This window comes from Polaribacter sp. HL-MS24, from assembly GCF_032758595.1.
Lineage (GTDB): Bacteria > Bacteroidota > Bacteroidia > Flavobacteriales > Flavobacteriaceae > Polaribacter.
The window spans coordinates 1,680,931-1,693,468 of sequence record NZ_CP136415.1; the positions used below are offsets into that span (position 1 = coordinate 1,680,931).

Below are 12,538 nucleotides of genomic sequence, written 5' to 3' on the forward strand. Positions count from 1 at the left end.
CAGTCAATGAGGTTCTTTCTGATTAAATTCGTTTTTTATTGATGAAATTGATTGATAGGGAGTGTGTTTATAGGCCTTAAAATTTTGTAAGAACTTTTGACATAGGGTTTAGATGCTCCCAATTAATTAAATTTTTAAGGATTCTTCACTATTTTTAAGCTTACAGAAAAGGATAAAAAAGAAAAACCTCAACAACGTTGAGGTTTTAAAATAAATTTTATTCAAACTAAAGTTGAACTCTCCAGCCATATGGGTCTTCTGTTTTGTTAGTTTGCAAATCCGTAATCGTCTTTTTCAACAAAGAGGCATAGCTGTCTTTTACTTCTGGTAATTCATAATCTGAATTTTGATATCCAAAACCAGCAATTGGAGAAATCACTGCAGCGGTTCCTGCTCCAAACATTTCCAACAGAGTACCTGCTTGTGCAGCTGCAACAACTTCAGACACTGTGATTTTTCGAACTTCCATATCGATGTTTAAATCTTTTGATAATTGAATGATACTTTTACGAGTAATTCCGTCTAAAATACGATCACTTGTCGGACTTGTAATTAGAGTATCATTGATTCTGATGAAAATATTCATTGCACCAGCTTCTTCAATGTATTGGTGACTATGGTCATCGGTCCAAATCACTTGATTGTATCCTTTCTCGATTGCCAACTGTGTAGGATAGAATTGCGCTGCATAGTTTCCACCAGCTTTAGCAAAACCGACACCTCCGTTGGCAGCACGTGCGTATTTTTCTTCAATTAAAACCGTTACTTTTCCCGCAAAATAAGCGCCTGATGGGGCGGTACATATCACAAATTTGTAAGCGTCTGCAGGAGATGCATGAAAGCCATTTCCAGATGCAAACATAAAGGGTCTTATGTATAATGAACTTCCTTCATTGGTAGGAATCCATTGATTGTCAATTTCTAATAATTTTTGCAATCCATCCATGAAAATTCCTTCAGGAATTTCAGGAATCATTAATCGTTCTGCAGATTTATTGAGTCTCTTAAAATTCTCTAGTGGGCGAAATAATAAGGTATTGTGATCCGTATCTTTATAGGCTTTCATTCCTTCAAAAATGGATTGACCATAATGAAATATTTTGGAAGAAGGATCTAAAGAAATTGGTGAGTATGCTTTAATGACAGGGGTTTGCCATGCTCCATTTATAAAGTCGCATTCTAGCATGTGATCGGAGAAAACACTACCAAAAGGGAGGTTGTTAAAGTCTACCGTATCTATTTTAGATTTCTCTATGGGTTGAATTTCTATGTGAGTAGCCATCTGTTTAGGTTGATTGTACCTCACAAAGGTACATAATTTATGAATCCAAATATATATTTAAATATTGATTTTATTGTTTAAAACCTTACATTTGTATGGAGCATGTTAAAGTTTTCAAAGATGAAATTATGGATTCAATTTTTTGCAGGGTTTTCTTTGTTTTTTACATGCAGTAATGAACAAAATTCTGTGGGAAAAAGCATCGCTTTGGAAAACGGTATCACACTAAAAATTATTTGATTATTTGGAAAGAGAAATCATCATAACCTCAGATGGTTCTACGACCATACACCTTCCTAGTTGGAATGAGCAATATCATTCAAAACACGGTGCGATTCAAGAAGCCTATCATGTTTTTTTACATTCTGGTTTTTTTAAAATTGATCGGAGCTCCATTTCAATTTTAGAAATCGGATTTGGAACTGGATTGAATGCTTTTATTACTTTTTTAGAATCGAGAAAGCGAAACAAAAAAGTAAAGTATGTGGGGGTAGAAGCCTATCCAATTTCTTCTGATGAAGTCCAAAAACTGAATTATGTTTCTGAATTAAATGCGAAAGCAAATCAAACTATTTTTGAAGTCATGCATCAAACTCCTTGGGATGAAGAATACGAGTTGTCAAAAGATTTTCACCTATTCAAGCGCAAACAGTTTTTTCAAGAAATTAATGATGTAGCTGCTTTCGACCTGATTTATTTTGATGCGTTTGGAGCTCAAAATCAGCCAGAATTATGGACCGAAGAGATTTTTGAAAAAATGTTTCAAGCAATCAGACCAGATGGGATCTTGGTTACTTATTGCGCAAAAGGAAGTGTCCGAAGGGCTATGCAATCTGTAGGATTTATGGTAGAAAGATTGCTAGGACCTCCTGGGAAAAGAGAAATGTTAAGAGCTACTAAAATCTAATACAATTAATATGAGAATCGGAAGAAGATTTGGAGATCGTAAGCGATCAAAACCTCAAAAAGGGGTCATTTTAATTTTACTTTTGGGGATCGTTTTATTCCTTTGGTTTAAAGCTGAAAGTTTAATTTCCAGCTTATTTTAAACTCCAAGTAAAAAACCTCTGTAGTAAGATTTCATTTTTTAATTCAACAACCGTAGAACTGTGGCAGTAGAAAAAATTATTTTAGGAATTGACCTAGGAACCACCATTATGGGGTTTGGATTGATCAAAGTTGTGGGTAAAAAAATGGAATTTATTCAAATGAATGAATTAATGCTTCAAAAATATGACGATCATTACCTGAAATTAAAACTCATTTTTGAAAGAACTATAGAGTTGATTGACACGTATCACCCCGACGAAATTGCAATTGAAGCTCCTTTTTTTGGTAAAAATGTCCAATCGATGTTAAAGTTAGGCCGTGCACAAGGTGTTGCCATGGCAGCCGGTTTGTCGAGAGAAATTCCGATTACAGAATATTTACCCAAAAAAATTAAAATGGCGATTACTGGAAATGGAAATGCTAGTAAAGAACAAGTTGCTTTAATGTTAAAATCACTATTGGATTTAAAAACCTTACCTAAAAATTTGGATGCAACTGATGGGCTAGCGGCTGCTGTCTGTCATTTCTATAATTCTGGCAAAGTCATTGGAGGTAAAAACTATACGGGTTGGGCTAGTTTTGTGAAACAGAATCCTAAAAAGATTACTTAGAGATTGATTATTAGTGGACTATTATCAGTAGTGGAATTCAACATCGTCTCTACTGAGGGTTTCAAACCATCCACTTCCAAATAAATCATAGGATCTACTTATCCAAATTGGAAAGTTCAGTAAAGAGTTTATAAATGAAGAGAATACTTGAATCAAATCAAATTTTAAAAAAGAGGTATTGGATTGGCGCGAACTTAATTCAAGTAAATAGAGCGATTTTAAAAGCAGATTTTTCTGGTACAATTTCAATCGCTTATAAAGAGTGTTTAGAAACAAAATAGGAGGTACATTTATAAAAAAATAATGCTGATATTGAATAGAATATTAATGAAGAATTGTTTGAGAAAACGGGTGTAGTAGGTCGGATTCTATTTTGAATACTAAAAACCACCTGAATTAATAAATAATAATTGGTAACTGATTTGTCCGGAATATACATACACATCCCGTTTTGCAAACAAGCATGTTTTTATTGTGATTTTCATTTTTCGACTTCACTGAAAAAGAAAGATGCATTATTATCTTGTTTGATTAAAGAAATTGAACTTCGAAAACAAGAATTGGGGGGTGAAGTTGTAGAAACTATCTATTTTGGAGGAGGTACCCCAAGTATGCTTTCTGCCAAAGAAATTTCAATTCTAATCGATGCAGTATATGCAAATCATACTGTTATAGAAAATCCAGAAATCACCTTAGAAGCCAATCCAGATGATTTGTCAGAAACCAAAATACTCGAACTTTCTATCTCTCGAATAAATCGACTCAGTATCGGTGTGCAATCCTTTTTAGAAAAAGATCTAACCTTGATGAATCGGGCCCACAATTCTAAGGAAGCAATAAACGCATTATTCTTAGCCACCCAATATTTCGACAATATTTCTGTAGATCTGATCTACGGAATTATAGGTTGACCAATGAAGAATGGCGTCAAAACATTCAAACGGTTTTAGATTTTAATATTCCTCATATTTCGAGTTATGCATTGACTGTAGAGCCCAAAACAGCACTAGCAGCTCTTATTCAGAAAGGAAAAATTGAAAACATAAATGATGACTTGGCACAAACACAGTTTTCTATGCTAACTGCAATGTTGGAGAAGGAGAACTTTGTACATTACGAATTGTCTAATTTTGGAAAAGAAAGTTATTTTAGTCAAAACAATACGGGGTATTGGTTAGGGAAAACCTATTTAGGAATCGGTCCTTCTGCACATTCTTTTGACGGAAAACAACGAAGTTGGAACGTGAGAAACAATGCTATCTATATCAAGAAAATTGAACAAAATAGGTTGCCGGTCGATAGAGAAATACTTTCTGTCACCGATGCCTATAACGAATACGTCATGACCGGGCTGCGAACGATATGGGGAGTTTCACTTCAAAAAATTAAAACAGATTTTGGAGTCAAGTATGTTTCCTACATAAAAAAAGAATCGGACAAATACATTCAGCAAAAATTATTGTATTTTGATGGCGAAATATTAAAAACAACAAAAAAAGGAAGGTTTTTGGTAGATGGGATTGCTTCCCACTTATTTATGCTCAACTAAATTTTCATTCCTTTTTTTAGCAATAAAAAAATTATAATGAAAGCAATTATAGAATACAATTCCAGGAAAATAGCCATTGATGTTTCTCAACCTATCGATATTTCTATCGCAATAGATATCACAAAAGAAAACGTTAATGCTTGGTATATTGGTGACCCTGAAATTTTTCCTCAAAAATTTGGTGATGATATTGTCAAGGTTTCAGAAGGTGCCGTAATCAATTTCAACAATATTCATTTCAATCCCCATTCGCACATTACCCATACTGAGTGTGTTGGGCACATAACTGAAAAAGTGCATTCTGTCAATCAGAATTTAAAGCATTATTTTTTTCTTGCTGAAGTAGTTACAGTTGCTCCAGAATTGATTCAAGGAGATTTTGTGATTTCAAAAAAACAGTTGCAATCACAACTAGGAAATAAGAAAAGAGATGCAATTATTATCCGAACCTTACCCAATTTACCTGAGAAAAAATCTAGAAGATATTCCGATACCAATCCTACTTATTTGTTGGAAGAAGCGGCCGTATATCTTCGAGAAAAAGGAATCAAACATTTGTTGATTGACCTTCCTTCTGTCGATAAAGAACGCGATGAAGGGAAATTATTGGCACACAATGCCTTTTGGAATACTTCTGGAAAACTTAGAATGGATGCTACCATCACAGAATTAATTTACGTACCTAATGCTGTTGAAGATGGAGAGTACTTATTAAATTTAATGATAGCCCCTTTTGAAAATGATGCGACTCCCAGCAAGCCTGTTGTATACAAAATCATTGTGGATGAGAAAAAGTAATCTAAGGAAATTTGCTTTGTATGGATGTTTTGTGTTGTTGATTATCGCTTTTAGAAGCGGTTTCTACATAGACATTCCTGTTGAATCCTTGAAGCCAATTTACGCCAATGAATTCTCAAAGTTTATTGAAATCGATGGAATGCAAGTGCACTATCGAGTTGAAGGAACTGGAATGCCCATTGTACTTCTTCACGGAACAGGTTCTTCTTTGCATACCTGGGATGATTGGACAGAGAACTTAAAAGAAAACTACCGAGTAATTCGTATGGATTTACCAGCATTTGGACTTACGGGGCCCAATAAAAGAGGGGATTATTCCATTGATGGCTACACTCATTTTTTAGACAAGTTTGTATCAAAAATGAAACTAGATTCTATACTGTTGGCAGGAAATTCTCTAGGTGGGCATATTGCGTGGAAGTATACCTTACAACACTCAGAAAAAGTGAAGAAATTAATTTTAGTAGATGCTAGTGGATTGTCGACTCATAAACCTCAGCCTTGGATTTTTAAAATGGCAAAAACACCTCTTTTAAATACTTTATTCTTGTATATCACTCCTCGTTATATACTCAAACACAATTTACAGCAGGTGTATGAAGATGATTCTAAAATTACAGAAGAACTCGTTACACGATATCATAAAATGACTTTACGAGCAGGAAATCGAGGTGCATTTATAGACCGAGCCAAATCAGACATTATGCATTCGGAAAGCTTTAAAGAAGACCAATTAAAAAGTATTCAAACGCCAACGTTATTGCTTTGGGGAAAAAATGATCAGTGGATCCCTGTAGAGAATGGTAACAGAATGAATGCACTTATGCCTAATTCGGAGCTTGTGGTGATTCCAAATTCAGGACATGTTCCAATGGAAGAAAACCCAATCGAAAGTATTCAAATTCTGAATGCCTTTTTAAATCAAAAAACAGAAAACTAGTTGATGTTATGCAGATCGATGAATTAAGAGATTTTTGTATGGAAAAAAAAGGAGTCACAGAACACTTTCCTTTTGACAAAGTTACTCTAGTTTTTAAAGTAATGGGAAAAATGTTTGCACTAGTAGGTTTGGATAGTTGGGAACAGGGGGTGCAGAAAATAAATTTAAAGTGCGATCCAGAATGGGCAGAAGAATTAAGAGGAGAGCATGAAGGTGTCAACTCTGGTTGGCACATGAACAAAAGACTTTGGAACACTGTTACCGTTAATGACAGCGATGTTTCGGATACTTTGCTCATAAAGTTGATCAATCATTCCTACGATTTGGTGGTTGAAGGATTGACAAAGAAACTCAGAGAAGCATTGAATCATTCATCCAAATAAATTTTTCCGATAAGCTGTTGGAGTACTTTTTTTTATTTTTTTAAACTGCCTATTAAAATTTGATATGTTTGTAAAACCTACATGAAAAGCAATTTCATTAATGGACAATTCCTTTGTTTTGTGTAATAATTTACAGCTGTTTTCAATTCTTAATTCGGTTAAAAAACGGATATAGGTTTTGTTGGTTCTCTTTTTGAAATATTTACAAAAAGCATTTTTTGTCATGCTAGCAATTTCAGAAATTTCTTTTAACCCTATCGATAAATGCGCATTTTTTATGGTATATTCAAAAACAGATCGCATTCGTTTTCCTTCGATATCGGTATATTTTTTGGTAAAATTAAAAGTTGATAAAGAGTGTTGCTTTGAAGAAGAAATCAGTTTTAATAGTTGTAAAAAAAGTAAGAAACGATTCATTTTTGTAGCCTGTTTTAATTGCAGAAATAAGCGTTTAATTTTTTTTTGATTGGAGGTGATTTGAAAACCTTTTTCAGATTTCTCAAAAAATGAACGAATTTCTTCAAACTCACTCAGATTAAAAAAATCAGCTCCAAAAGAGGTTTTTGTAAAAAACAAACTCAGCATGCTAGAGGGTTCTGAAGTATTTTTTTCACTTTTAAAAATATGCGGAATGGAACTCCCAATCACAAAAATATCGTTTTTGGTATAATTGTAAAATCGATCGACCACCAACAAAGTTCCACTCCCTTTTTTAATAAAACTGATTTGGATTTCATCGTGTTGATGCAGCTTGTCATAGAAAATAATTTCGTTGTCTTCCTGATAAATCAAACCACTGTTTTCAGATTTCGGAATTTTAAAAGGCAAAATTTTCATAGTATAAAAATAATCAAATAATTGTATTTGTACATTATTTTGGATACTATACTATTAATTATGAATAATTTTTAACAACCCAGCTTCAAAAAAGTTCTTTAATTTAGTGCTCTAAATAAGTAAAAAATGAAATTTAATTGGGAAGGCGTAATGCCAGCAGTAACAACAAAATTTACAGAAAATGACCAATTGGACATTGCCATGTTTCAAAAAAACATACAAGCACAAGTTACAGCAGGGGTTCATGGAATTGTATTAGGTGGAACTCTTGGTGAAGCCAGTACGCTTTTAGAATCCGAAAAAAGACAACTCATTAAAAGTACTCTTGAGGTTGTTGGTGATAAAATACCTATATTGATGAATATTGCTGAGCAATCTACTCGAGGAGGGATTTATGCAGCACAGCAAGCACAAGAAGATGGTGCGAGTGGTTTGATGATGTTGCCGCCAATGCGATACAAAGCTTGTGACCGCGAAACGATTGAATACTTTAAAGCAGTTGCTTCCAACACCGATTTGCCAATTATGATTTACAACAACCCTGTAGATTATAAGATAGAAGTAAGCTTAGACATGTTTGAAGAATTATTGGAGCAAACCAATATTCAAGCTGTAAAAGAATCAACAAGAGATACGACCAATATCACAAGAATTAAAAATAGATTTGGGGATCGATTAAAAATCATGACTGGAGTAGATACGATTGCTTTAGAAAGTATGATGCTGGGCGCAGAAGGCTGGGTTGCGGGTTTGGTTTGTGCTTTTCCTGAGGAAACCGTTGCGATTTATGAACTACAGAAGGCTGGTAGAATTCAAGAAGCCATCGAGATTTATCGATGGTTTATGCCCTTGTTGGAATTGGATATTCATCCGAAATTAGTGCAAAATATTAAATTAGCGGAGGCCTATGCAAATATTGGGACAGAACATGTTAGAGCACCTCGATTGCCCTTATCTGGTTCAGAAAGAGATGAGGTGATTATGATTATAGAAGAAAGTTTAAAACACAGACCCGCTTTGTATGATTACAAAAAATGATACGTAACTTTGAGTGTTCATTTTTTAAGAAGGGAGGACACTTAAAGTTGATTATTTTATTTTAGATATTCATTGCAACTGTTATACATGATTTTCACAGATTTATAAAAGAAATATTTTACACATGATTTCAGGGAAAAACTACATAGGCAAACTACTAACTGCCAAAGGGAGTACAAAATTCAAAACGTTCAATCCGTTGTTAAATCAACATAATACTTGGGAAATTACAGAAGCTACTATTGAAGAGGTACATCAAGCTGCAGAATTGGCTGCAGTAGCGTTTAAAACATATGCACAATTTTCTGGAAAGAAGAAAGCAACATTTTTAAGGGCGATTGCAGAAGAAATTGAAGTTTTAGGTGATTCTTTGTTAGAAATGTACTGCACTGAAAGTGGGTTGCCCTTAGGAAGAGCTATTGGAGAAAGAGGTAGAACTTTAGGGCAATTGAATGCGTTTGCAAGTCATCTAGAAACAGGGGATTGGGTTGAAGCAACTATTGACACCGCACAGCCAGAAAGACAGCCGATTCCAAAAGTAGACCTAAGGAAAATGAATATTGCTCTCGGGCCCGTGGTCGTTTTTGGAGCTTCTAATTTTCCATTGGCATTTTCAACAGCAGGAGGGGATGTTGCAGCCGCTTTGGCAGCAGGGTGTTCTGTGATTGTGAAATCGCATCCAATGCATGCTTCAACTGGCGAAATGGTTGCTTCTGCAGTGCTAAAAGCGGCACATAAAACGGGAATGCCCAATGGAGTTTTTTCCAATTTAAATTCAAAAGGAAATGAAGTTGGAGAGCAATTAGTTTTGCATCCGAATGTCAAAGCAGTTGGGTTTACAGGAAGTTTACATGGAGGTCGAGCCTTATACAATTTAGCTGCTACACGTAGCGAACCCATTCCTGTATTTGCAGAAATGGGAAGTGTCAATCCCGTAGTTCTTTTGCCAAATGCACTCAAAAACAGTGCAAAGAACTTGGCGAAAACTTTTGCAGGATCGATCACCTTAGGAGCTGGGCAGTTTTGTACCAATCCAGGCTTAATTATTGGAATCGCCTCAAAGGAGCTGACCAATTTCACCAAATCTTTAGCGGAAGAAATACGTCAAATAGCCCCTATTTGTATGTTGCATCCCAATATATCAAAAGCGTTTCAGACCAATAAAGAAAAAGCTCTTGAGCAAGAAGGGGTCTCTCTTATTGCCGCTATTTCGGAGCCAGTTCCGCCCAATTATGCAGATCAAATGGTAATCACTGTTAGTGGGCTGAGATTTATTAAGAATCCTAATTTGCATCATGAAGTTTTTGGGCCTTTCTCACTGATTATTCAATGCAGCGATCAAACAGAATTGGAAGCAGTGGTGCGAAGTTTAGAAGGGCAATTGACAGGGACTGTTATTTCAGACAATAACGAAGTAGCAGCGTATACTACTGTTGTAAATGAACTTCGGCAAAAGGTTGGGAGAATAATTTTTAACGGAGTTCCAACGGGTGTTGAAGTTTGCCCATCCATGCTGCATGGAGGTCCTTATCCAGCATCTACAGACAGTCGATTTACAGCAGTTGGAGTCGATGCAATCAAACGATTTGTAAGACCTTTTAGTTTTCAAGATTGGCCCAACGAATTGCTTCCAGAAGAATTGAAAAATGAAAATCCATTAGCGATTTTAAGAACCGTAAATGGTATAAAAACGACAAAGTCCCTCTAAAATGAATTTGTTTTAACACTAGAGATTATCTTGTAAATGATCACGAAAAAATGAAGATCACGATCCATATTCAAAGCTCATGAGTAGAACTACCTTTGTTTGTATAGACGCTCACACATGTGGCAATCCTGTTAGGCTTATCAAAAGTGGAGGGCCCCATCTCATTGGAAGCTCGATGAGTGAAAAACGGCAACATTTTTTAAAAGAGTTTGATTGGATTCGAAAAGGCTTAATGTTTGAACCAAGAGGTCATGACATGATGAGCGGTTCTATTTTGTATCCTCCTCACGATTCTAAAAATGATTTTGCTATTTTGTTCATAGAAACCTCTGGTTGTTTGCCTATGTGCGGACATGGTACAATAGGGAGTGTTACAATTGCCATAGAAGAAGGCTTAGTGGTTCCAAAAGTGCCCGGTAAAATTCGTATGGAGGCTCCTGCAGGTTTGATCGAAATTGAATATCAACAAACGAATGAAAAAGTAGATTGGGTAAAATTGACCAATGTAAAAAGTTATTTAGCCGCAGAAAATTTAACCATTGACTGTCCTGAATTAGGAGAACTCATTTTTGATGTAGCTTATGGTGGGAACTTTTATGCGATTGTAGATACTCAAAAAAACTTTTCAGGAATTCATCATTTTACAGCGTCTAAAATTGTTCAGTACTCTCAAGTGGTTCGTGTACGAATCAACAAAAAATATGCAGACCGATTTGTACATCCTGAGAATGATACGATTCGAGGTCTTACCCATTTATTATGGACAGGGAATCCAATTGACAGGTCTTCTCATGGTAGAAATGCAGTTTTTTTTGGAGATAAGGCAATTGACCGGAGCCCTTGTGGCACAGGAACTTCTGCACGATTGGCACAGTTGTACGCCAAAGGGAAATTAAAAGTTGGTGAAGAATATATTCATGAAAGCTTTATTGGAAGTAAGTTTATAGGGAAAGCGGAAGAAGAAACTACTTTGGCAGGGATGAAAGCAATAGTCCCAAGTGTTCAAGGCTGGGCAAAAATATATGGACACAATATCATCAGCATCGATACAGAAGATGATCCGTATGCACATGGTTTTCAAGTAATTTAGGATGAGCAAAAAAATTGTTATTATAGGGGGTGGAATTATTGGTCTTTGTACAGCTTATTACATGCAAAAGGAAGGCTTTGAAGTGACAATTGTTGATCAATCTGATTTTTCAACAGGGGCTTCTTTTATAAATGCAGGATACATTACCCCCAGTCATTTAATTTCTTTGGCAGCACCGGGGATAATCTCTAAGGGAATCAAGTGGATGTTTGACGCATCCAGTCCTTTTTATGTAAAGCCTCGATTCGATATGGATTTTTTAAAGTGGAGCTTAGCGTTTAAAAAATCGGCAACAAAAGCAAAAGTTGAAAAAGCAATTCCGCATATTAAAAATTTCAATCTTTTAAGTAGAGATTTGTACGAAACAATGTTGACATCTAATGATTTTGATTTTCATTATGAAAGAAAAGGATTGCTTATGTGCTATAAAACAGAGAAAGCTGGTGAAGAAGAGTGGGCAACTGGAAAAATGGCAATTGAACAAGGTTTGGGTGTCCAAAACTTATCAAAAGAAGCAGTTAGAAAATTAGAACCCACTGCAAATTTTGACATTAAAGGAGCCGTTTATTACGATTCTGATGCACACATGACTCCCGCAGATTTTATGCCAAGAATCATAGCGTTTTTAAAAAGCATAGGAGTGAGGTTTCTCAAAAACAGCAAAGTCATTGATTTCGAAGTTACAAACAAAAAAATTACAAAAATTAAAACCCTTCAACAAACGATTGAAGCCGATGAATTTGTTTTAGCGGCGGGAAGTTGGAGTGCCCTTTTAAGTAAGAAACTGGGCTTAAAGATTCCAATTCAGGCTGGAAAAGGATACAGTATTCATACCACGATGCCTACGGGAATTACCATTCCTGCCATTTTATGTGAAGCTAAAGTTGCCGTTACTCCCATGAATGGATTTACCCGTTTTGCTGGTACCATGGAGTTTTCAGGAATTAACCACACCATAAATTCGGTAAGAGTAGCAGCAATTTCTAAAGCAGTTTCAAACTATTATACAGGGGTTCAACTAACCCCCCAAGAAAATAAAAATGCAGCGTGTGGATTAAGACCTTGCTCTCCAGATGGTTTGCCCTATATTGGAAAATCTACAAAGTGTGAAAATTTAACCATCGCAACGGGGCACGCAATGATGGGGTGGAGCTTAGGTCCTGCAACTGGGAAGCTGGTTTCAGAAATTCTTGCAAATAAGAAATTGTCTCTAGATATGGATCCCTATCATCCTGATCGAAAATTTTAAATT

At 35.5% G+C, this 12,538-nt stretch carries 12 protein-coding genes and 1 pseudogene; 11 read left to right on the forward strand and 2 right to left on the reverse strand.

Annotated features, from left to right (window positions below):
* Nucleotides 1-226: 226 nt before the first annotated feature.
* Entirely contained in the window at nucleotides 227-1,282 is a 1,056-nt protein-coding gene (locus tag RRF69_RS07905) for a branched-chain amino acid aminotransferase (RefSeq protein ID WP_316939280.1), read from the reverse strand.
* Between the two features lie 244 nt (nucleotides 1,283-1,526).
* On the opposite strand from RRF69_RS07905, the gene mnmD reads away from it, so the two are divergent.
* The 7 genes and pseudogenes from mnmD (at nucleotide 1,527) to RRF69_RS07940 (ending at nucleotide 6,613) form a co-directional block, all read left to right on the forward strand.
* Nucleotides 1,527-2,189 (forward strand): tRNA (5-methylaminomethyl-2-thiouridine)(34)-methyltransferase MnmD, encoded by a 663-nt coding sequence (gene mnmD, locus RRF69_RS07910; protein ID WP_316939281.1) that lies wholly within the window; start codon nucleotides 1,527-1,529, stop codon nucleotides 2,187-2,189.
* A gap of 202 nt (nucleotides 2,190-2,391) precedes the next feature.
* The gene (gene ruvC / locus RRF69_RS07915) at nucleotides 2,392-2,943 is read left to right on the forward strand and encodes a crossover junction endodeoxyribonuclease RuvC (RefSeq protein ID WP_316939282.1); all 552 of its coding nucleotides are present in this window, start codon (nucleotides 2,392-2,394) and stop codon (nucleotides 2,941-2,943) included.
* A gap of 134 nt (nucleotides 2,944-3,077) precedes the next feature.
* A complete protein-coding gene (locus RRF69_RS07920; protein WP_316939283.1) occupies nucleotides 3,078-3,224 on the forward strand; it encodes a hypothetical protein in 147 nt (48 codons plus the stop codon).
* Between the two features lie 141 nt (nucleotides 3,225-3,365).
* Nucleotides 3,366-4,492: pseudogene (gene hemW / locus RRF69_RS07925) on the forward strand (radical SAM family heme chaperone HemW).
* A 36-nt stretch (nucleotides 4,493-4,528) separates the two neighbouring features.
* Nucleotides 4,529-5,290 (forward strand): cyclase family protein, encoded by a 762-nt coding sequence (locus RRF69_RS07930; RefSeq protein WP_316939284.1) that lies wholly within the window; start codon nucleotides 4,529-4,531, stop codon nucleotides 5,288-5,290.
* Nucleotides 5,277-6,230 (forward strand): alpha/beta hydrolase, encoded by a 954-nt coding sequence (locus RRF69_RS07935; protein WP_316939285.1) that lies wholly within the window; start codon nucleotides 5,277-5,279, stop codon nucleotides 6,228-6,230. The genes RRF69_RS07930 and RRF69_RS07935 overlap by 14 nt, the downstream gene beginning before the upstream one ends.
* Nucleotides 6,231-6,238: 8 nt before the next feature.
* Nucleotides 6,239-6,613 carry an MmcQ/YjbR family DNA-binding protein gene (locus RRF69_RS07940; protein ID WP_316939286.1) on the forward strand — a complete coding sequence of 125 codons (375 nt, stop codon included), beginning with the start codon at nucleotides 6,239-6,241 and terminating at the stop codon, nucleotides 6,611-6,613.
* Here RRF69_RS07940 and RRF69_RS07945 read toward each other — a convergent pair.
* On the reverse strand, nucleotides 6,602-7,450 hold the full coding sequence (locus RRF69_RS07945) for an AraC family transcriptional regulator (protein WP_316939287.1): 849 nt from the start codon (nucleotides 7,448-7,450) through the stop codon (nucleotides 6,602-6,604). The genes RRF69_RS07940 and RRF69_RS07945 overlap by 12 nt on opposite strands.
* A gap of 126 nt (nucleotides 7,451-7,576) precedes the next feature.
* Here RRF69_RS07945 and RRF69_RS07950 point away from each other — a divergent pair, with 126 nt between their 5' ends.
* From RRF69_RS07950 to RRF69_RS07965, 4 genes are all read left to right on the forward strand, one after another.
* On the forward strand, nucleotides 7,577-8,488 hold the full coding sequence (locus RRF69_RS07950; RefSeq protein ID WP_316939288.1) for a dihydrodipicolinate synthase family protein: 912 nt from the start codon (nucleotides 7,577-7,579) through the stop codon (nucleotides 8,486-8,488).
* Nucleotides 8,489-8,612: 124 nt separating this feature from the next.
* The gene (locus tag RRF69_RS07955) at nucleotides 8,613-10,196 is read left to right on the forward strand and encodes an aldehyde dehydrogenase (NADP(+)) (protein ID WP_316939289.1); all 1,584 of its coding nucleotides are present in this window, start codon (nucleotides 8,613-8,615) and stop codon (nucleotides 10,194-10,196) included.
* Between the two features lie 79 nt (nucleotides 10,197-10,275).
* On the forward strand, nucleotides 10,276-11,286 hold the full coding sequence (locus RRF69_RS07960; RefSeq protein WP_316939290.1) for a 4-hydroxyproline epimerase: 1,011 nt from the start codon (nucleotides 10,276-10,278) through the stop codon (nucleotides 11,284-11,286).
* 1 nt (nucleotide 11,287) lies between these two features.
* The gene (locus RRF69_RS07965; protein ID WP_316939291.1) at nucleotides 11,288-12,535 is read left to right on the forward strand and encodes an NAD(P)/FAD-dependent oxidoreductase; all 1,248 of its coding nucleotides are present in this window, start codon (nucleotides 11,288-11,290) and stop codon (nucleotides 12,533-12,535) included.
* Nucleotides 12,536-12,538: the final 3 nt, after the last annotated feature.